The following is a 21160-nucleotide window of genomic DNA, read 5'->3' as shown; positions in this document are numbered from 1 at the left end:
ACACATTCATCGGAGAATCTATGACTTCCAAATTAAGACGAACAAAAATTGTCACTACGCTGGGTCCTTCAACGGATAAGGACAATATACTTGAGGAGATCATCAAAGCCGGTGCAAACGTTGTCCGTATGAATTTTTCACATGGAACCAGTGAAGACCACATTCAACGTGCGAACAAAGTCCGTACCATTGCAGCAAGACTTGGGCGTCAGGTTGCAATTCTTGGTGACTTACAAGGCCCTAAAATCCGTGTATCAACGTTTAAAGACGGCCAAGTCATTTTGAATGTGGGCGATAAATTCACATTAGATAGTGATTTACCAAAAGGTGAAGGCAATCAAGAATCTGTAGGGTTAGATTATAAAGAACTGCCGCAAGATGTTTCACCAAATGACATTTTATTACTCGATGATGGACGCGTTCAGCTGCAAGTTACTACAGTAGAGGGTAATAAAGTTCATACCCGTGTGATTGTCGGTGGTCCACTGTCCAACAATAAAGGGATCAACAAAAAAGGCGGCGGATTGTCAGCGGATGCGCTCACAGAGAAAGATAAAGCCGACATTCTTACCGCCGCAGCAATTCAAGTAGACTACCTTGCTATTTCATTCCCGCGTAACGGCGAAGACATGCATTACGCTCGACGCTTAGCCAGAGATGCAGGCCTTGAAGCCATGTTAGTGGCTAAAGTCGAACGAGCAGAAACCGTCGCGACCAATGAGTCTATTGACGACATTATTCTCGCATCCGATGTAGTGATGGTTGCACGTGGTGACCTTGGTGTAGAAATCGGTGACCCTGAGCTCATAGGTGTCCAGAAAAAACTGATTCGCCGCGCACGCAGTTTAAACCGTATCGTGATTACTGCGACACAAATGATGGAGTCCATGATTACTAGCCCAATGCCAACGCGTGCTGAAGTGATGGATGTGGCCAATGCGGTTCTAGACGGCACTGACGCGGTGATGCTGTCTGGAGAGACTGCTGCAGGTAAATATCCTGTAGAAACGGTCAAATCCATGGCCGAAGTATGTGTGGGGGCAGAAAAAATGTCGGAGGCAAGTCTATCTACTTATCGCTTAGATAGAACCTTCGAAACCGCTGAAGAAACCATCGCAATGGCAACCATGTACTCTGCGAATCACATGGAAGGAATTAAAGCGATGATCTCATTAACTGAGTCCGGCAGGACTGCGTTGATGATGTCTCGCTTAAGCTCTGGCTTGCCAATATTTGCCTTATCACGGAATGAATCGACACTAAATCGAGCAGCATTATACCGAGGCGTGACACCTGTATATTTCGAGTCAAAAAGTGATGCGGGTTTACCAACGGCTCAAGCAGCTATTACTAGCCTTAAAGAGCAAGGGTTCTTGCACAAAGGTGATTTAGTCATTATTACTCAAGGCGATGTAATGGATGTTGTTGGCTCAACCAACTGCATGCGCATTCTACAAGCGTAGTCGTTATACCTAACTGGAGTTAACCACAAGAACCCGCAAATAAGGCTCCGAAAATGGAGCCTTATTTATATGCTTTGTATATTGCGCACATCGTGAACGTAAGAAGGTTTATGCACTCTCTCTACCATCAATTTCAACATCCAGCTGGTCATAGAGTTGAACTAGGTTAAACCCAGCTTGAAGCCCAAGTTGATAGTCATGCTCTAGTGACTCTTGGTCACTTAACAAAGAAGAAGAACGAAGTCCCTCTTTAGGCGCAACTTGTAAAATAAAAGTGTCGTCAGGTGGAGCAGATATAAAGGCCTGAGTGAGCTCAAATGTTTGATAATGAATCATCAGCATGTCGGCTAAACCTGAATCAAAATTCTCACCAATCAGATGACTTAAACGATACAAGTTATCGGCACCGAACAACCAACGACCTCCATTTAACAGCATTTTCCCTGCAAGCTTCGATTGATGTGCTGCATTAATTTTTTGTTGGAAGAACGACGCCCAATCCAGCTTCCACTGATTCACTTTTTGCTGCCATGATTGCTGTACTGAGTTGATAGACTCTCGATACCATTCGACAGGCACATCCCCCACTTCACTTTGGGCTCTCGCTTCAATCTCTGAAAACGGCTCTGTGCGAATGACAATAATGTTGCGAGCATTCTGACGCCACGCTTCTTGAACAGGGATAGAGGCAGACACGCCGCCATCAACAAACTTATTGCCATTTACGTCGACAGGTCCGTGGTACAACTTGGGAATCGCACATGTCGCTAGCATAGTGTTAAACCACGAGTCATCCAAGATTGGTAGATATTGATCTGATAGCGTCTCTATATTCGTTACCGCAGCAAACGCTCCTCGTTTTCCCAATGCACTACGACCTAAATCAAGGTCAAGCTTGTATGGGAAATCTTGAATCCGTTCTAATGCCCACTCTAAACCTAAGTACTGCTGCTTTCGGATATAGCGAAACAGATTAAAAAATTCAGGAGACGTTGTCAGCTCGGTAATAAAAGCTTTGCCCATGCCATGTTGACGACACAAGTAAGAACATAAGTTAAGTGCTCCGGCAGAGGTGCCATAGAACTCATCGAAAGGATCGAAGTTGGAAAGTAAAAAGGCGTCTAAAACGCCAGCGGTAAAAATCCCTCTCTGCCCTCCACCTTGCGTGACTAAAGCAGTTTTACCATGCCTAAAGTGCTCATAAACTTTTACATCAAGCTCTGCATGGCTTTCTGTGATTATACCGCTGTTACGTATCATAGGCTCACGCCATTTTGTTAAATCGTTTGGTAAAAGTGGTTATCTTAAGCTGTTGTAATAGCAATGATGCCAAATGACAAAAGCACTGCAAAAACAGTCACCACAATGATTAATGCGGATTTTAGATCGTGTTCCATAAACACCTCCTTAATATGTAACAAATTAATAACACCGGTGTGAAATATGTTCAAGACTTGCTTAATTTAGTCGCGCAATTTTGACTAACCCATCACAATTAGCTTAGTCATAATAAGGAGATAGGGCATGAACCAAAAACTCAGCTGGCTAGTAGGAATCATGATGATGAGTACTGCTATCAATGCACAAGCGAATATCATCGTTACGCCATACATAGGCTATACAGGAGGCGGCCAAGTAGAGGATGAAAGTGGTAATACATACGATCTCGACCCCGCAGTGAATTACGCTCTTTCAGTCGAGACTCCCTTAGAAAAAGGAAGGATCGGATTGTTTTACTCCAATCAATCGACGGAACTTGAAAAGCTGTCCAACTCGGCAGATATCCATTATCTGCACTTCCAAAGCAGCATGTACTATCCTGTCGCAGAAAATTGGCAAACCTATATCGGTGTAGGTTTGGGCGCTTCTTACGCCGATGTGGATTGGGTAGACAAAAAATACGGATTTTCGGCTAGCGCTTTTGCAGGGCTGGAATATGAATTTTCAAAGAACTTTGCATTAACAGCCCAACTGAGGTGGTTAGGAACGGTCGTTGATAACGATACATCTGGCGCCTGTACTCTACCTAATGACGGCTCAAACTGTATCATTAAGTTCGATACTGATTGGATGAACCAATTCCAATCAAATGTCGGTTTTAGTTTCCGCTTCTAATTTTTATGCATGTTCCTTTGTAGGACTCGTCACAAAGAACGCTGAACGAGTCCTGCACAGAGCCGATAAAGGATATCGTCTAAACACCATTGTTTGGCAAAGTAACGAAGCATCATCTAAATAGGTGCACAAAAGATAGCCGTACGCCCTAATTCATCAAAATAGTCTTAAACACCAAAGCAATTATTAGATTCCAGTCATTTATTCCAGACAAACAACCAACCACCCACACAAAACCACAATCAAACCCAAATTTAACAAGATTAAAACCAGACAACGCATATGAATTAACATTTAGATTCTATTGCGCTAAGTATTATTAGAAGTTAGTCTGATCAGTGAAAACAGATAAATATTTCAGTTTTATCAAACACACATCAAAATTTTAAGATTAATAATCTACTTTCTCTTACAGTATCCAGAATATAGCTCTATAAAATTATAAGAAGTTAGAATTAAGGATAGAAAAGCTGATGGATAACAGCGGTCCTTTCTTCCAACTGTTTGCGCAATTATTACTGTGTTACGTAGAGAGCTTCATTCCTCAGGGAGTCTTATAGGAGTCAAATATGAAGCGAGAACAATGGGGATCCCGGGCGGGATTCATCTTAGCAGCAGTTGGGTCTGCTATCGGTTTGGGAAACATTTGGCGTTTCCCATACATGGCCTATGAAAACGGTGGCGGCGCATTTTTTATTCCTTACATTTTTGCCATGATCACTGCCGGTATTCCATTTATGATCCTTGAGTTCAGTATGGGACAAAAATACCGAGGCTCAGCACCAAAAACACTTGCGAAAATTCATTCTAAGTTTGAATGGCTTGGCTGGTTCCAAGTTGGTGTGGCTGCAGTTATTGCCGTTTACTATGTGGCTGTTATCGGTTGGTCGATTTCTTACTTTGGGTTGTCGTTCACTCAAGGTTGGGGAACCGATACCAACGCATTTTTCTTTAGTGAATACCTAAAGCTAGGTGACAACTCACCAACAGACTTAGGTAGTATTCAATGGAAGATTGCTTTATCCATGGTAATTGCTTGGGCAATTACTTACACCGCCATTGCCAAAGGCGTGAAATCAGGAATTGAACGAGCATCTAAAATTATGATGCCAATCCTATTCTTGATGGTGATTTTCTTAATCGGACGTATGATTTTCTTGCCAGGAGCTCTAGATGGCGTGAACTACATGTTCGAACCCGATTTCAGCAAAATTTGGGATGTGAAAGTATGGGCAGCGGCATATGGTCAGATCTTCTTTACGCTAAGTATCGGCTTCGCCATCATGCTAGCTTACTCTAGCTACCTACCAGAAAAGTCGGACATAACGAATAACGCGTTTATGACCGTGTTGATCAACTGTGGCTTCTCGATCCTAGCCGGCATCATGATCTTCTCAGTATTGGGTTACATGGCTCAAGAGCAAGGTAAGCCGTTAACAGAGGTGGTATCTGCAGGCGTTGGCTTGGCTTTTGTTACTTTACCTGCGGCAATTAACCTACTACCTGCCCCATATATTCTTGGTCCACTTTTCTTCTTTGCACTGGTGGTTGCTGGTCTAAGTTCGCATATTTCAATTATGGAAGCCGTAACTTCAGCCATTATCGACAAGCTGAAGTGGAGCCGTAAAAAAGCTGCAAATGTTGTGATTGGTATTGGCTTCGTTGTCTCTATGGCGTTTGCTACCAATGGCGGTCTGCTGCTACTCGATCTAGTAGACCACTTTGCGAACAACGTTGGCATCATGGTTGGTGGTCTGGTTGAGATTGTCTTGATGGCGTGGCTATTGAAGCGCGTGCCAGAAGTACGTAATTACGTTAACGAGCGCTCTGATTTCTCTGTTGGTCAATGGTTCGAGATCTGCTTACGCTTCGTTACACCAATCATGCTCGCCATTATCTTAGCGACCAAGCTATACGCCCTAATTACTGAAGGCTACGGTGGCTATGATCTAACTTTAGGCTGGGCACTTATCGCCGCACTCTTTATCTTTGGTCTAGTGATCAACGCAGTGAACCGCAAGGAGACAGCAAAATGACAATCAGCGCAATTATTATGATGGTTATTGGTTTAGGTATCACTTGGGGCGGCGCTGCCGTTTGCATCAAGCGAGCCATGGATAAACAATAGAACGTTAAGTTCCATATAAAAAAACGCCGGTAGTTACCGGCGTTTTTTTATACATACATTAGTTCAATTCTAGAAACTGTACTTGATGCCAACGGCGCCGCCAAGTTGCAAGTCAGCACCTTTGTAAAGATCTAGCTCTGGGTGTATTTGGCCATAAAGGTCCCAGCCGCGTGATAAATCCCAGTTCACACCAAGTGGTACTCTCACACCAAACTCGTCATCCCATTCATACCAGCCACCAACGCCGACATACCAAGTCACAGGCATGTTTTGATCGAATGTTCCACGCTTAGCGATGTAATCAAACGCCATACCATCGTTTCCGATAATGCCACGATATTTGTTATCTAACTCTACAACAACACTTAATTGTTGATCGACAGCCATACCAACTGATAGATCCGTTGGTTCGCTTGCCGCCATTGCCGTACTAGAAACTAGTCCCAAAACTAAAATGAATTTGTTCTTCATACACGTTATCAATTATTCAAAAAAACATTATTCGCTATTCAAACATAATGGCATATCAATATGTCAACGATGGGTAAGCTCGATGTATGAAAAAGCTGACAAAAGTAAAGATGAGTTTAGGATCACACTAAAAAAGGAACTGTCAGTTAATAAAATAGGAACTAAAAAAGGAGGCCGAAGCCTCCTTTTATGCATTACTATGAATGACTGCGATTAACCGTGGTTACGAATCCACTCATCCATTTCAGTTTTTAGGTTATCAGACTTAGTACCGAAGATAGCCTGTACACCACCAGCTACAACTACAACACCAGCAGCGCCTAGTTGTTTTAGCTTGTCTTGGTCAACAGCTGCTGTATCTGCAACTGCTACACGTAGACGTGTGATACATGCATCTAGACCAGTAATGTTAGCTTTACCGCCAAACGCTGCAACCAGTTCACCGCCCATATCAGAGCCAGAAGTTACAGCTGCACTTTCCGTTTCATCTTCACGGCCAGGTGTTTTTAGGTCAAGCGCTGTGATTACACCACGGAACACTACGTAGTAAATTACTGCGTAAACTAGACCAACGGCAATCATTAGCACCATCTTCTGAGCGTTACCAGATAGAACTAGGAAGTCGATCAGACCGTGAGAGAAAGAAGTACCGTGTACAAAGCCTAGAGTGTTCGAAACGATGTATGCAGAACCAGCTAGTAGAGCGTGGATACCGTATAGTAGTGGAGCAACGAATAGGAATGAGAATTCGATTGGCTCAGTAATACCAGTTAGGAATGAAGTCAGTGCAGCTGACGCCATGATACCCATTACTTTTGCACGGTTTTCTGGTTTAGCACAATGAGCAATTGCGATTGCTGCAGCTGGTAGACCGAACATCTTGAACATGTAACCACCCGCTAGCTGACCGAAGCCATTACCAGCAGCACGAGATGCTTCATCAGCAACTAGGTAACAAGTTAGTACACCATTTTGAGCTTCACCGGCAGCGTTAACACAAGAACCTGCTTCGAAGAAGAACGGTACGTTCCATACGTGGTGTAGACCGAATGGGATTAGAGAACGCTCAACAACACCGTAGATACCGAATGCTAGCTGTGGGTTTTGGTGTGCAGCCCAATCAGAGAATGCAGAAATTGCACCGCCAATTGGTGGCCAGATAACAGAAAGGATAACACCTAGGATGATCGCAGCAAAACCAGTGATGATTGGCACTGCGCGCTTACCAGCGAAGAAGCCAAGGTACTCTGGAAGTTGGATTTTGAAGAAACGGTTGAATGCCCAAGCAGCCACACCACCGACAAGGATACCACCTAGTACACCTGTATCGATTTTCTCAACACCCATAACGCCCGCCATTACACCTAGCGTTGCCGTCATGATGCCGTAACCAACGATAGCTGCAAGACCTGCAACACCGTCGTTGTTAGTGAAGCCTAGAGCTACACCTACTGCAAATAGAAGTGCCATTTGGCCGAATACTGAACCACCAGCTTGTTCCATAAGATTAGAAACAATCTCTGGAATAAAGCTTAGATGGGCAGCACCCACACCTAATAAAATACCTGCAACTGGTAAAACTGATACTGGAAGCATCAGAGCCTTACCAACTTTTTGCAGGTTAGCAAAAAGGTTCTTAAACATGTTTATGCTCCTGATAAATTTATAAGTATTATTTGGGCACTAACGGCACACCCCCGTAGCCTAAAGGTTAGCACCCAATGAAAATGTAACCACAACTGCATTATATTTTCCGGCTCTAAATATATATTGATGACCCTCAAACTTTCCACACAGTTACGAAATTTAGTTTCAAAACAAGTCTTGGATCACACCCAAAAACAGCCGATGAAAAGGTTTGCATTGTACTTATATTACTGTTTTATAAAGAATTAATTATTTATATAATTAATTTTAAGGCGTAAATAAAATACGCCTCAATGTTATTTTTAGTAACAAAATTACATTTGTGATTTTTGAATGTTATTAAATCAACATTTTTAGTAAACATTAAACTCGTGAGCGTATCTGTTGTTTTTATCAACAAAAAAGGAGCCTAAGCTCCTTTTTTATGCTCTTATTATTTTTTTATCGCAAAAAAAGATTTCGGAAGTTTTCGGTGGTTTTTTGTGCCACTTCAGAAAGAGAGCACGATTTGAGTTGCGCAATATAAGAAGCGACTTCGACAACGTAAGCGGGTTGATTCTCTTTGCCACGATGAGGGACAGGAGCCAAGTAAGGAGAATCTGTCTCAATAAGAAGCTTCTCTAAAGGTAGAGTCTTCACCACTTCTTTTAACTCTGTAGCTTGACGGAAAGTAACAATCCCCGAGATAGAAATATAAAACCCCAGCTCCAGTGCAGCTTCAGCAAATGGAAGATCTTCTGTAAAACAGTGGATAACACCACCACATTTCTCTGCCCCACCCTTACGCAAAATATCTAGAGTATCCGCACGTGCGTTTCTGGTATGGATAATTAAAGGTTTGTTGAGCTCCACTGCAAGATCAACGTGTTGCTCAAAGCGCTCTTTCTGTAACGCGGCCGTTTCGGGCTTGTAATGATAATCTAAACCCGTTTCGCCAATAGCGACGACTTTTGCATTCGACGCATGGTGGCGCAATACGTCCATCGAAAAGTCGCTTTCAACATCAAGTGGGTGCACACCGCACGAAGCATAAACATTGTCATAAGGCTCGATCATTTCCATCATTTTCGGGAAAGAATCCAGCGTTACTCCAACAGAAAGTAGCTCAGTTACGTTTGCTTGTTTAGCTTTGTTAATAACGTCTTCCACATTGATGTGGAGATCGTCGTAATTCAATTTGTCTAAATGACAATGAGAATCTACGAACATAATGCCTCTCGTGATTCAATTAACCAATTCATTGATAGTAGCTCAAGGTTCAGGCCAGGAAAGGCTTGCACCTGAGCTTTCAGGTTCATCAGCGCCTTCGCTGATGAGTACAAACCGTTATAGTTGTCCGGTTGAAACTTTGTCGCGCCCGGAAGCATTTGAGCTTCTGATACACCAAACTGCGCTTTCTGAGCATCTGTCAGTAAATACCATGCCCAGTCTAGTGATTGCTCTGAGTGTTTAGCGATTAAAGAAGCACACTCAGAAACGTCTGAAACAGGCGAAGACATTGCCTTAATAAAACTGCGTTCAAAAGCCAAGTAAGCTTCGAGCTCACCATTATTTAACGCATCCAATGTTTTTATTGGAGAGCCCATATTCAGTTTTAAGGCATAAGCAGGAACTTGCTTCGCCCCTTGTTCGTGCATCCATTGCATCGCTTGTTCCGCTGACGGAGGCGCAACAACCCAGTGTTGGCAACGGCTACGAATCGTTGGGAGCAGACGCTCCTGATTGTGGGTAACGAGCAAAAACAAGCACTTTGCCCCAGGCTCTTCTAGCGTCTTTAACAGCGCATTCGATGCCGACTCGTTCATAGAGTCCGCCGGTTCTATTACAAATAGGCGGTAACCATTAAGCTGAGATGATTCCTGAGCAAGACGGTTACAAGCGCGAATTTGGTCCACCGTTATCGCCTTTCCTTCTTTCTCTGGCTTGATCCAGTGTAAATCAGGGTGGTTTTGAGATTGATTTAGCTTGCAGCTATGACAAAAACCGCATGCTTCACTCGCGTAATTTTGGCAAAGAAGTGCTTGGCTAAAAAACTCGATAAGTTTTTCGATGCCCAAGCCCTGCTCGCTTTGTAATAAAAGCGCACCTGGTATTCTGTCCGACTCTAACCCTACTTTGAGGTTATCCCATATTGGCTGTAGCCATGGATAATCATTTAACATGAGTCACCTAAATTTACGTTTCACTTATTGACGAGCTAGCCACTCGTTTAGAGCGTCCCGAATATCACGCGACACGCCTTCAATCGTCTGTTCTGCGTTAATGATAACGATGGAAGGATCGGCATGAGCAATCTCCAAATAACGCTCGCGTGTACGCTCGAAGAAACTAATATCCATCTTCTCTATACGATCTAACTCACCACGCCCACGTGCACGCTCAAGCCCAACACGAGGGTCAATATCCATATAGAGAGTGAGAGCAGGTTTAAAATCACCAAGCGTTGTATCCCGGAGATTTTTCATTAACGATGCGTCAATCTGACGGCCACCACCTTGATAAGCTTGCGACGACATATCGTGTCGGTCACCAACCACCCACTGACCGTTTTCCAAAGCTGGTTTGATCACGTTCTCAACCAACTGAACACGTGCAGCGTACAGAAGAAGCAACTCCGTCATGTCCTTAAGTTCTTCGCCTTCGTGCTCTTCTTTCACCAGAGCGCGCATTTTTTCTGCTAGCGGTGTGCCTCCTGGCTCACGGGTATTTACGATATCCTCAATACCGGCCGCTTTTAGCGTATCTAAAACGGTTTTAATCGCAGTGCTTTTACCCGCGCCTTCTAGGCCTTCAACGACAATAAAGTTTGCTTTCATCATTTGTTCTTTCTTAGTTCTCTTAAATAGGCACGAACAGCACGGTTGTGCTCAGCAAGGGATTTCGAGAATACATGTCCGCCCTTTCCACTTGCTACAAAATATAAATAGTTGCTGCTTTCTGGATTCAAAGCCGCTTCAATGGAAGCTTCACCAGCCATCGCAATCGGTGTTGGTGGCAAACCATTGATGGTATAGGTGTTATATGGTGTCGGCGTACGCAAATCTTTCTTACGAATGTTGCCATCGTAGGCGTCACCCATACCATAAATAACTGTCGGATCAGTTTGTAACCGCATACGTTTGTTCAATCGGTTGATAAACACAGAAGCGACGCGCTCACGCTCAGAATCAATAGCCGTCTCTTTCTCGATGATAGACGCGAGAATCAAGGCTTCATATTTATCCTGTAATGGCAGCTTTTCTTGACGAGCTTCCCAGCTAGCGTCCAGTATTTTATTGAGTTTTCGATGCGCTCGTTTTAATAACTGGCTTTCACTCGCACCCGCTGTGTAATGGTAGGTTTCTGCTAAAAACAACCCTTCTAGCTTTTCTCTCTCAATTCCGAGCTTCGCAGCCATTTCTTTTTCTGAAAGATCGGTTAAATCATGCTTTAAATAAGGAGCACTTTTTAGTTGATCTACCCATTCAGAAAAGCGGCTGCCTTCAACAAAAGTGATCGCAAACTGGTATTCTTTTCCAGTATTCAGATGCTCCAATGTTTGCGAAAGCGACATACCAGGCTCTAGTTGGTAAGTACCCGCTCGCACTTGCAACAATTCTGGGTATAAGTGAGGAATTAAACGGATGTACTCCGATGTTTCAATCACCTCATCTTCAACTAAAGCGCGCATGACATGATGAAAGCTTGTACCACTTTCTACAGTAAACAGCTGAGGTTGTTCCAATAGAATAGGCTTTTCAACGTATTGTTTAGCCTGTGAAATTATATAAAAAACAGCTGCTGCGCCTATCACTGCGATCAGCACAACAAAAGCCAACAGTTTTTTAATCACGTAGTTAAATTCCCTTGCAGTCGTTGAGTCAATTTTCCTATCGGAAATATAGTCTTAGAGTTCGATGTCACTATGCTGCGAATAGGTGCGACACCTAATATTGAGTTACACATGAAAGCCTCGTCTGCACTCAGCAAATCTGGAAGTATAAAACGCCCCTCGATGACTTCAATATGACTTACTTTAAGTAACTCAAGCACCTTACGACGCATTACGCCCGTAACGCCTGATAAGGTCAGCTCCGGCGTAAATACTTTATTACCTTTAACCCAAAAAAGGTTGGCCATTGTAGTTTCAATGACATGGTTTTGCACATTTAACGTTATTGCATCTGCAAACTCTGTATTGTCGATTTCAGCCTTGGCGAGAATCTGCTCTAAACGGTTGTTGTGCTTATGTCCAGCAAGTAAAGGTTGAATCCCTAGACGAGTATTACAAACGCCCAAGTCCACACCTTGTTCTTGCCAAGATGAATAATGAGAAGGAAACGCAAAATTGGAAATTGTCACGATAGGGCCTTCAATCCCATTAGGGCTATACCCTCGCCCGCCAATACCGCGGCTAACGTGAATCTTCACCCCCGCTCGTGCGTCAGATAATACCGCTTTGCTTGCCCAATCATGCACAACTTTCCAGTCAGGTGAAGAGATCTTCAAAGCGTCAAGGCAAGCACTCATGCGCTCAGTATGTTCTTGCCAGTAAACCAACTCTCCATTTTGGGTCAGGATGGTGGTAAAGCCTCCATCACCGTATTGGAATGAGCGATCACCTAGCTCTACATGCGTTTGCGGAACTCCATTTACCCAAAACATTCACGTACCTTCAAATTAGCAGACAACAAATAAAACAAAACGGCTCAATGCTAAGCATCGAGCCGTTAGAATACAAGTTTCGCTTATCTAAATTAGGTTAGATAGCGTTACTCAGCGAACTTCTTAAAGATCAAAGAACCGTTTGTACCACCAAAGCCAAACGAGTTACAGATAGCGTACTCCATACCTTCAACTTTGCGCGCTGTATGCGGCACAAGGTCGATGTCTAGACCTTCTTCTGGATCATCAAGGTTAATGGTTGGCGGAACAATTTGGTCAACCAAAGACATAACCGTGATAATTGCTTCAACAGAGCCAGCAGCACCTAATAGGTGACCCGTCATCGACTTAGTTGAAGACACAAGAACTTGCTTCGCACCTTCTTCACCAAGAGCACGTTTCACGCCTTTGATTTCTGCAACATCACCAGCTGGAGTAGAAGTACCGTGAGCATTCACATAACCTACTTGAGTACCTGTGATGTTAGCATCACGCATCGCCGCTTCCATCGCAAGTGCACCACCAGAGCCGTCTTCGCTTGGAGATGTCATGTGGTAAGCATCACCAGACATACCAAAACCAACCAGTTCTGCGTAAATCTTCGCGCCACGTGCTTTCGCGTGTTCGTACTCTTCAAGCACCATCATGCCAGCACCATCACCTAGAACAAAACCATCACGGCCTTTATCCCATGGGCGAGACGCTTTTTGAGGCTCGTCATTACGAGTAGATAGCGCTTTAGCTGCACCGAAGCCAGCCATGCCAAGAGGCGTAGAAGCTTTTTCTGCACCACCAGCAACCATCGCATCTGCATCGCCGTAGGCAATCATACGTGCTGCATGGCCGATATTATGCAGGCCAGTAGTACATGCGGTAGAAATCGCGATATTTGGACCACGAAGACCACGCATGATAGATAGGTTACCTGCAACCATGTTTACAATGGTCGAAGGAACAAAAAATGGGCTAACTTTGCGAGGGCCTTTGTCTACTAATGCAGTATGGCCAGTTTCGATAAGGTCAAGACCGCCAATGCCTGAGCCGATAGCAACACCAACTCGAGCCGCATTTTCTTCGGTAATTTGTAAGCCAGAGTTATCAAGAGCTTGAATACCCGCTGCAATGCCGTACTGGATGAAAAGGTCCATCTTACGAGCATCTTTTTTAGACATGTACTCTGTGCAATCGAAATCTTTAACAAGACCTGCAAAACGAGTTGAGAAGTTCGTAGTATCAAAGTGCTCGATATTTACGATACCACTTTGACCTTCTAGCAGGGCTTTCCAAGATGATTCTACTGTGTTGCCTACCGGTGACAACATACCCATGCCAGTGACAACTACACGACGCTTGGACACGATATAATTCTCCGGGAATTGAATATTTCTATGAGAGGATAGAAGAAGTTAGAAAGAACACAGGCGGTCTAGGAGACCGCCTGGGAGAGCTAATTACTGAGCGCTGTTTACGTAGTCGATTGCAGCTTGAACAGTAGTGATCTTCTCAGCTTCTTCGTCAGGAATCTCAGTGTCGAATTCCTCTTCTAGAGCCATAACTAGTTCTACAGTGTCTAGAGAATCAGCACCTAGATCATCAACGAAAGAAGCTTCGTTTTTAACTTCTGCTTCGTCTACACCTAGCTGTTCAATAATGATTTTCTTTACGCGTTCTTCGATGTTGCTCATTTTTCTTTTCCTTTACAGATTTCGCCTAATGCGATGATTCCGTAGTTTATTCGAACTATTGAAAGTTGCAAGGGGGTCCTTGCTGGTCAAACCACAAAATTAGCGAATTTAACCGAATTTCAATACATTTTTGACTTAAATCATGCACAAATCTTGCGCATAAGCATGACAAGTTCATGACAGTTAACTGCAACTATAGGCTATTTTTCACAATGTAAAATAGCTTATTTTGCATAAACTGTCGCATTAAACCATGTACATACCACCATTTACATGCAAAGTTTCACCAGTAATGTACGCTGCTTCAGGAGAAGCAAGGAAAACTACTGCTGATGCAATTTCACGTGGGTCACCTAAACGACCTGCTGGCACGTTCGACAAAGTTGCCGCACGTTGGTCATCATTTAGTGCCTTAGTCATGTCAGTTTCGATGAAACCAGGAGCAACAGTATTCACTGTTACACCACGAGACGCAACTTCACGAGCCATTGATTTAGTAAAACCAATCACGCCCGCTTTCGCTGCTGCGTAGTTAGTTTGACCTGCGTTACCCATGGTACCAACAACAGAGCCTACGTTGATGATACGACCCGCACGTTTTTTCATCATGCCGCGTAAAACCGCTTTAGACATGCGGTAGATAGGCGTTAGGTTGGTATCGATGATGTCGTTCCACTCATCATCTTTCATACGCATCAATAGGTTGTCACGAGTAATACCAGCGTTATTCACCAGAATATCGATCACACCAAATTCTTCGTTGATCGTTTTTAGTGTCGCTTCGATAGACTCGACATCGGTCACGTTAAGAGCTAGACCTTTACCGTTATCACCAAGATACTCGCTGATAGCAGCCGCACCACTTTCAGAAGTAGCAGTACCGATAACCGTAGCACCTCGCTCGACAAGAAGTTCCGCGATCGCGCGGCCAATACCACGGCTTGCGCCGGTAACTAGCGCGATCTTACCTTCTAGATTCATCATGTTGTGTTTCCTTTTCTTATCGCAAATTTATCGCTTGATGGATTACTTCGCAGCGTCTAGCGATGCGATATCATTCACTGCTGCTGCAGTTAGCGTTTTCACGATACGTTTTGTTAGACCTGTTAAAACTTTACCAGGGCCAAGCTCAAGAAGATTTTCTACGCCTTGTTCGTGCATCAGTTCAACTGTTTCAGTCCAACGAACTGGGCTATGTAGCTGACGAACAAGCGCATCTTTGATTTTTGCAGGATCTGTCTCAGCAACCACATCAACGTTGTTGATAACTGGCAGCTGTGGTGAGTTAAATTCGATAGACTCAAGAGCTACAGCAAGTTTTTCCGCTGCTGGCTTCATAAGTGCACAGTGTGAAGGTACTGAAACAGGAAGAGGAAGCGCACGCTTCGCACCGGCTTCTTTACATAGCGCACCAGCTCGCTCTACTGCGTCTTTGCTACCAGCGATAACGACTTGACCAGGCGAGTTAAAGTTTACTGGAGAGACCACTTCGCCTTGCGCTGCGTCTTCACACGCTTTTGCAATCGCATCATCAGCCAAACCGATAATCGCGTACATTGCGCCAGTACCAGCTGGTACTGCTTCTTGCATAAGTTGACCACGTAATTCAACCAGCTTGATGGCTTCTTTAAAGTCAATAACACCCGCACATACAAGTGCTGAATACTCACCTAGGCTGTGACCGGCTAGGTTTGCTGGTTGCTCTAAGCCAAGTTCCTGCCATACACGCCAGATTGCAACAGATGAAGCTAGCAAAGCTGGTTGAGTACGGAAAGTCTCGTTTAAATCTTCTGCAGGTCCATTTTGAACAAGCGCCCATAGATCGTAACCTAGTGCGTCAGATGCTTCTGCAAATGTTTGTTTTACTACGTCATATTGTTCGCCTAGTTCTGCAAGCATACCTACAGCTTGAGAACCTTGACCTGGAAATACGATAGCAAACTTGCTCATGTTGTTTTCCTTTAAGCAAAGTAAAAAGAAATAAGATGCACCAAGTGCACCTTAAATTTTGAATTCTTGTGAAACTTAGAACTTCACAAGGGCCGAGCCCCAAGTGAATCCGCCGCCAAACGCTTCAAGAAGCAGAGTTTGACCGCGTTTAATACGACCATCACGTACCGCTTCATCTAGTGCTGTTGGCACCGTCGCAGCTGATGTGTTGCCGTGTTTATCAAGTGTAATCACGACTTGGTCTAGTGACATCGAAAGTTTCTTCGCTGTCGCTGAAATAATGCGGTAGTTCGCTTGGTGCGGCACTAGCCAGTCTAGTTCAGACTTATGCATGTTGTTGGCTTCAAGCGTATCTTTTACTAGTTTCGATAGCTGAGTGACAGCGACTTTGAATACTTCGTTCCCAGCCATATGAAGCCATTTATCCGCATCTTGCCCCCGCACAGGTACAGGTAGGCTTAGAAGCTCTCCGAATTGACCATCCGAGTATATGTGGGTAGAGATAATGCCAGGCTCTTGGCTAGCGCCTACGACAACGGCTCCGGCACCATCACCAAATAGAATAATGGTTGAACGGTCTGTCGGATCACACGTTTTAGACAAAGCATCTGAACCAATCACAAGTACGTTTTTGCACATACCAGATTTGATATGTTGGTCTGCAACAGATAATGCGTACACAAAACCAGAACAAGCAGCGGCTAAGTCAAAAGCTGGACAACCTTTAATGCCAAGCTTTGCCTGCACCTGACACGCAGATGAAGGGAAAGTATGGCTACTGCTCGTTGTGGCTACGATAATCAGGTCGATATCGTTTTTATCAATACCCGCCATATCGATAGCGTTTTCAGCTGCGTAGAATGCCATGTCTGCTACAGTTTCGTTTTCTGCAGCAATTCGACGCTCTTTAATACCCGTGCGAGCAACGATCCACTCATCACTTGTATCTACCATTTTCTCTAGATCTGCGTTTGTACGCACCTGAGATGGCAGGTAGCTGCCAGTACCTAAAATTTTGCTATACATGAAGACTAATAATGCCTCTCGAGTAAAACCGCTTCCAAACGATCGCTAATACGGCTTGGTACTTGTCGTTTGACCTCGTGTACTGCCTCGCCAAGTGCATTGACAATCGCAGATACATCCGCACTTCCATGGCTTTTTATGACAATGCCGCGCAATCCTAGCAAACTTGCGCCGTTATACTGGTCGGGGTTCAGTGTTTTTAGTTCATTAAACAGCCTAGAAAACAACTTTCTAGCTATCCAACCCTTTATCGTTGATGCCATTATGCTGGTTTTAATTTTTTCGATAAAAAGTTGAGCTGTTCCCTCACTGGCTTTTAAGCATACGTTGCCGACAAATCCATCACAAACAATGACGTCAGCAACATCATGCAAAATTTGATTACCTTCAATATAACCGACAAAGTTAATCGCATCGGTCTGAGAAAGCATTTCTGCGCAACGTTTGACTAAATCGTTACCTTTAATCTCTTCTGCGCCAATATTGAGTACAGCAACGCGAGGAGGACGACCCAAGTGTTCTTCAGCTAATGCACTGCCCATTACAGCAAATTGGAACAAGCTATCAGCATCGCACGATACATTCGCCCCCAGATCTAGCATCCAAGTGCGCTTTCCGGTAATCGTCGGTAAAGCGGAAACTAAAGCAGGACGTTCAATGCCAGGAAGTAACTTAAGAATGAAACGCGATAGTGCCATTAATGCACCGGTGTTGCCACCACTAACACAAGCATCCGCTTTCTGCTCAGAAACCAAATCGATAGCCATACGCATAGAACTATTTTGGCTATTACGTAACGCCAATGAAGGTTTTTCTGAGTTCGAGATAACTTTCTCGCTGTGAAGAATAGTCAAGCGGGAACTGGTCGAGGTACCGAGTTGAGATAATTGAGACGTGATCAGAGATTGATCACCAATAAGAATCACTTTTAGCTCTGGGAAATGAGACAGTGCCTGCACGGCGGCAGGCACTGTTACGCGTGGACCGAAATCCCCGCCCATTGCATCAAGTGCAACGGTAATACTTTGCAAAGGTTCAACCTTACTTGTTGATAACCTTTTGACCACGGTAGTAACCTTCAGCAGTTACATTGTGGCGTAGGTGAGTTTCACCAGAAGTCGCGTCTACAGATAGAGCAGCTGTAGTTAGCGCATCGTGTGAACGACGCATACCGCGCTTAGAACGAGTTTTACGGTTTTTCTGTACGGCCATTGACCCTACTCCTATACTATTGGGTTAAAAACCTGAAGAAGAATCGGCTACCACACCTATTACTTTTTCAGACTTTTCAAAACGTCGAATGGATTCGGTTTTTCTTCCTCAATTTCTTCAGGAATCTCACCAAAAACCATGTTATTTGAATCAACGCTACAATCCGCTTCATCGTGCATCGCAATTTGAGGTAATGCTAAGATGAACTCGTCTTCAACAAGTTGTATGAGGTCTAATTCACCATATTCATTTAGATCTACCAAATCATAAATTTCTGGTGCTTCCTGTTCTGTTTTCTCACCGTAGTAAGGAGTAGAAAGGAATTCAACTTCGCACTCATGTGCGAATACCTCATTACAACGCTGACACTCTAAATCGACTTCGATGTTAGCTTTACCAGAGATAACAACGAGTCGCTGTTCATCCATCCCAAATGACAATGAGACTTCTGCGTCGCGTTTTACGCCTTCAGTTGTTTCCACTAAGCGCTTGAAAAGACTAGCTTGGATGATGCCATCGTAATCCAATCGTTTCTGTGCAGCTTTAGCTGGGTCAACCGTTCGCGGTATTTTTACCTTTTGCATAGGGCGCGAATATTATCTTCCAAATCAAAATTAGTCAAAGAAAAAGGCAAAAAAGTTGTACTTTTTTACGCTTAACATACAGAGCATTAGCCAGAATCATTTTTGATCGATTATCCTATTGGAAATGCTCCCACGAATTGTAATTCAAAATGAAAAATTACCAACTGGTTTTAGCCTCAACTTCCCCTTTTCGTAAACAACTGCTTGAAAAGCTCTCACTACCATTCGTTTGTTTACCACCTGATTGCGATGAAACACCTTTTGACCAAGAAACGCCAACTGAACTTGTGCAGAGACTGGCCCAAGAAAAAGCAATATCTTGCCAGACGGATAAAGCAAGTTTAGTTATCGGCAGTGACCAAGTTTGTGTCATTAATGGTGAAATCGTTGGCAAGCCTTTAAATAGAGATAACGCGATAAATCAACTTTTGGCTCAAAGTGGAAAAGTCATCACTTTCTATACTGGTCTTGCGGTACATAACACCGTCACAAACCATACAGAAGTCGGCTTTGATTCTTTCGAGGTGCACTTTAGAGATTTAACGCTTGAACAAATCGAACGCTACGTCGACAGGGAAGAACCTTTTTACTGCGCAGGCAGCTTTAAAAGCGAAGGCATGGGAATTTGTTTGTTTACGAAATTAGTTGGTAAAGACCCGAACACACTTGTCGGACTACCATTGATTGATTTGATTGATATGTTGCATGTTCAAGGACTCGATGTCCTTTAACCCAAATACGATAAAAGGGAGCCACAGGCTCCCTTTTGCATCCGCGAGGAAAACATGGTTACGCGTTTCTTAAACCCGCCAACACTTTTTCTAGTTTCGGTTCCATCGGTGCGTTGATTTCCATCCACTCATCATTTGATGGGTGTTGGAACTTGATGTTTGCCGCGTGTAGGAACAAACGATCTAAACCAACTTGACCTGTATAAGCATCAAAGCGACGATCACCGTAGCGATCATCCCAAGCGATTGGGTGACCAGTGTATTGCGTATGAACTCGGATTTGGTGAGTTCGACCAGTAATCGGACTCGCCTGAATCAATGTAGCTTGTTCGAACTTTTCCAAAATCTTAAAACGCGTTTCTGACGGCTTACCATTAGGGTTAACACGAACAATACTGTTCACTTCGTTTTTGAGCAGTGGCGCGTTCACAACCTTACAACTGCTTTTCCATTGCCCCATGACAAGAGCTAAGTAAAACTTCTTTACTGTCTTTTCACGAAACTGGGCTTGCAAGTGACGAAGTGCAGAACGCTTCTTAGCAACCAGCAAAATCCCTGAAGTATCACGGTCAATACGATGCACAAGTTCAAGAAAGCGAGCTTGAGGTCGCAGAGCCCTAAGCGCTTCAATCGCACCAAACTTTAAACCACTGCCACCATGCACAGCGGTGCCAGATGGTTTGTTTAGAATCAACATATGATCATCTTCGAAGATAATCATATTTTCCAACTCAGCGACTTTGTTAAGTTTCGTACTTGGTGCGACATCGTCATCTTTTTTCTCGACGGTAACCGGTGGAATACGAACGAGATCGCCTGCTTTTAACTTGTACTCTGCTTTTATACGCTTTTTATTTACGCGCACTTCGCCCTTACGCACAATTCTGTAAATCATGCTTTTAGGAATGTCTTTTAATTGGTTGCGCAAAAAATTATCAATGCGCTGACCCGCCATATCTTCGTCAATGTCGACGAACTGGACTTTTGTTCTTATTTCGTTCATGAGCCGTATTGTAAACTCAATTTCGTGCGACTTCACATTATTCTTGTCGTAAAAGAAACACTCGGTGGCACATACTGGTCTAAATTTCGCCAAGCTTTTGTTTAAATTATTAAAACTCTCAATCAAGTTCTCAATTTGTTTTCTGTCTTGAACAGTTTGCACATCTCAATTGCTTATGAAACAGCCAGTTATAAAATAGAAATTTTGAGTTTAGCGGCAAATTTTCTATCGTTTGCGTGAAAGCAGATTGCTGATAGCCACGCGCACTGCTATAGTTCACAGCTGCTAAGGAAGGTTTGGTTACATTTTATTCATTACCAATCATTTATCCTCAAGCAATGTGAGTAGATCGTTGAAGGTCGAGTGCAGCATTGGCGTGAGACACATCGAATTCAACACTCTTGCCACCCTACTCCTCGCATATTCACGTTGAGTACCTACCGCCCAAATAGCGGGTCACAAGTCTACGTTTCCAACAGAAACCACAAGAGGCTTGTGATG

23 protein-coding genes are annotated in these 21160 nt (G+C 43.8%); 5 read left to right on the top strand and 18 right to left on the bottom strand.

The window, feature by feature from the left end:
* Nucleotides 1–20 precede the first annotated feature (20 nt).
* Nucleotides 21–1463, top strand: coding sequence for a pyruvate kinase (gene pyk, locus UQW94_RS12790; protein WP_025767228.1), 1443 nt, complete (start codon nucleotides 21–23; stop codon nucleotides 1461–1463).
* A gap of 108 nt (nucleotides 1464–1571) precedes the next feature.
* Here the strand turns inward: pyk and UQW94_RS12785 are convergent, their stop codons facing one another.
* Together UQW94_RS12785 and UQW94_RS12780 are read right to left on the bottom strand one after the other, a co-directional pair.
* Nucleotides 1572–2723, bottom strand: coding sequence for a patatin-like phospholipase family protein (locus UQW94_RS12785; protein WP_005372971.1), 1152 nt, complete (start codon nucleotides 2721–2723; stop codon nucleotides 1572–1574).
* Between the two features lie 44 nt (nucleotides 2724–2767).
* Nucleotides 2768–2860, bottom strand: coding sequence for a YnhF family membrane protein (locus UQW94_RS12780; RefSeq protein ID WP_005372970.1), 93 nt, complete (start codon nucleotides 2858–2860; stop codon nucleotides 2768–2770).
* 127 nt (nucleotides 2861–2987) lie between these two features.
* On the opposite strand from UQW94_RS12780, the gene UQW94_RS12775 reads away from it, so the two are divergent.
* From UQW94_RS12775 to UQW94_RS12765, 3 genes are all read left to right on the top strand, one after another.
* Nucleotides 2988–3578, top strand: coding sequence for an outer membrane protein (locus UQW94_RS12775; RefSeq protein WP_137282262.1), 591 nt, complete (start codon nucleotides 2988–2990; stop codon nucleotides 3576–3578).
* Between the two features lie 569 nt (nucleotides 3579–4147).
* Nucleotides 4148–5614 (top strand): sodium-dependent transporter, encoded by a 1467-nt coding sequence (locus UQW94_RS12770; RefSeq protein WP_005372966.1) that lies wholly within the window; start codon nucleotides 4148–4150, stop codon nucleotides 5612–5614.
* Nucleotides 5611–5706, top strand: coding sequence for a MetS family NSS transporter small subunit (locus UQW94_RS12765; RefSeq protein ID WP_005372963.1), 96 nt, complete (start codon nucleotides 5611–5613; stop codon nucleotides 5704–5706). Before UQW94_RS12770 ends, UQW94_RS12765 begins: the two co-directional genes overlap by 4 nt.
* A 69-nt stretch (nucleotides 5707–5775) precedes the next feature.
* Here UQW94_RS12765 and UQW94_RS12760 read toward each other — a convergent pair whose 3' ends face one another.
* From UQW94_RS12760 to yceD, 15 genes are all read right to left on the bottom strand, one after another.
* Complete coding sequence (locus UQW94_RS12760) at nucleotides 5776–6177, bottom strand: hypothetical protein (RefSeq protein ID WP_005372960.1); 402 nt, start codon at nucleotides 6175–6177, stop codon at nucleotides 5776–5778.
* Between the two features lie 213 nt (nucleotides 6178–6390).
* Nucleotides 6391–7821, bottom strand: a complete 1431-nt coding sequence (ptsG, locus tag UQW94_RS12755; RefSeq protein WP_005372959.1) for a PTS glucose transporter subunit IIBC — start codon at nucleotides 7819–7821, stop codon at nucleotides 6391–6393.
* Between the two features lie 444 nt (nucleotides 7822–8265).
* Nucleotides 8266–9033: a TatD family hydrolase gene (locus UQW94_RS12750; protein WP_005372957.1), complete on the bottom strand. Its 768-nt coding sequence runs from the start codon at nucleotides 9031–9033 to the stop codon at nucleotides 8266–8268.
* Complete coding sequence (locus tag UQW94_RS12745) at nucleotides 9024–9986, bottom strand: DNA polymerase III subunit delta' (RefSeq protein ID WP_262634233.1); 963 nt, start codon at nucleotides 9984–9986, stop codon at nucleotides 9024–9026. Before UQW94_RS12745 ends, UQW94_RS12750 begins: the two co-directional genes overlap by 10 nt.
* A 24-nt stretch (nucleotides 9987–10010) precedes the next feature.
* Nucleotides 10011–10643, bottom strand: a complete 633-nt coding sequence (gene tmk / locus UQW94_RS12740) for a dTMP kinase (RefSeq protein WP_005387350.1) — start codon at nucleotides 10641–10643, stop codon at nucleotides 10011–10013.
* Entirely contained in the window at nucleotides 10640–11656 is a 1017-nt protein-coding gene (gene mltG, locus UQW94_RS12735) for an endolytic transglycosylase MltG (RefSeq protein ID WP_005372950.1), read from the bottom strand. The genes tmk and mltG overlap by 4 nt, the downstream gene beginning before the upstream one ends.
* Entirely contained in the window at nucleotides 11653–12468 is an 816-nt protein-coding gene (pabC, locus tag UQW94_RS12730; protein ID WP_104975488.1) for an aminodeoxychorismate lyase, read from the bottom strand. Before pabC ends, mltG begins: the two co-directional genes overlap by 4 nt.
* Before the next feature lie 107 nt (nucleotides 12469–12575).
* Nucleotides 12576–13826 (bottom strand): beta-ketoacyl-ACP synthase II, encoded by a 1251-nt coding sequence (gene fabF, locus UQW94_RS12725; protein ID WP_033905745.1) that lies wholly within the window; start codon nucleotides 13824–13826, stop codon nucleotides 12576–12578.
* A 93-nt stretch (nucleotides 13827–13919) separates the two neighbouring features.
* On the bottom strand, nucleotides 13920–14153 hold the full coding sequence (acpP, locus tag UQW94_RS12720) for an acyl carrier protein (protein ID WP_225473360.1): 234 nt from the start codon (nucleotides 14151–14153) through the stop codon (nucleotides 13920–13922).
* A gap of 246 nt (nucleotides 14154–14399) precedes the next feature.
* The gene (gene fabG, locus UQW94_RS12715) at nucleotides 14400–15134 is read right to left on the bottom strand and encodes a 3-oxoacyl-ACP reductase FabG (RefSeq protein WP_031781117.1); all 735 of its coding nucleotides are present in this window, start codon (nucleotides 15132–15134) and stop codon (nucleotides 14400–14402) included.
* A 45-nt stretch (nucleotides 15135–15179) separates the two neighbouring features.
* Nucleotides 15180–16103, bottom strand: coding sequence for an ACP S-malonyltransferase (fabD, locus tag UQW94_RS12710; protein WP_005387313.1), 924 nt, complete (start codon nucleotides 16101–16103; stop codon nucleotides 15180–15182).
* A 75-nt stretch (nucleotides 16104–16178) separates the two neighbouring features.
* Nucleotides 16179–17129, bottom strand: a complete 951-nt coding sequence (locus UQW94_RS12705) for a beta-ketoacyl-ACP synthase III (protein WP_017821385.1) — start codon at nucleotides 17127–17129, stop codon at nucleotides 16179–16181.
* A 5-nt stretch (nucleotides 17130–17134) separates the two neighbouring features.
* Nucleotides 17135–18160: a phosphate acyltransferase PlsX gene (gene plsX, locus UQW94_RS12700; RefSeq protein WP_017633846.1), complete on the bottom strand. Its 1026-nt coding sequence runs from the start codon at nucleotides 18158–18160 to the stop codon at nucleotides 17135–17137.
* A gap of 10 nt (nucleotides 18161–18170) precedes the next feature.
* Entirely contained in the window at nucleotides 18171–18341 is a 171-nt protein-coding gene (rpmF, locus tag UQW94_RS12695) for a 50S ribosomal protein L32 (protein ID WP_005396978.1), read from the bottom strand.
* A gap of 59 nt (nucleotides 18342–18400) precedes the next feature.
* The gene (yceD, locus tag UQW94_RS12690) at nucleotides 18401–18925 is read right to left on the bottom strand and encodes a 23S rRNA accumulation protein YceD (protein ID WP_005387307.1); all 525 of its coding nucleotides are present in this window, start codon (nucleotides 18923–18925) and stop codon (nucleotides 18401–18403) included.
* A gap of 149 nt (nucleotides 18926–19074) precedes the next feature.
* Here yceD and UQW94_RS12685 point away from each other — a divergent pair, with 149 nt between their 5' ends.
* A complete protein-coding gene (locus tag UQW94_RS12685; protein WP_054729223.1) occupies nucleotides 19075–19656 on the top strand; it encodes a Maf family protein in 582 nt (193 codons plus the stop codon).
* Nucleotides 19657–19714: 58 nt separating this feature from the next.
* On the opposite strand, the gene rluC is transcribed toward UQW94_RS12685, so the two are convergent.
* Nucleotides 19715–20659 carry a 23S rRNA pseudouridine(955/2504/2580) synthase RluC gene (gene rluC / locus UQW94_RS12680; RefSeq protein WP_021033985.1) on the bottom strand — a complete coding sequence of 315 codons (945 nt, stop codon included), beginning with the start codon at nucleotides 20657–20659 and terminating at the stop codon, nucleotides 19715–19717.
* Nucleotides 20660–21160 lie beyond the last annotated feature (501 nt).

The organism is Vibrio sp. PBL-C16, from assembly GCF_034321865.1.
Lineage (GTDB): Bacteria > Pseudomonadota > Gammaproteobacteria > Enterobacterales > Vibrionaceae > Vibrio > Vibrio alginolyticus.
Note: the sequence above shows the minus strand (reverse complement) of the source record. Positions and strands in the feature narration are given on the sequence as shown.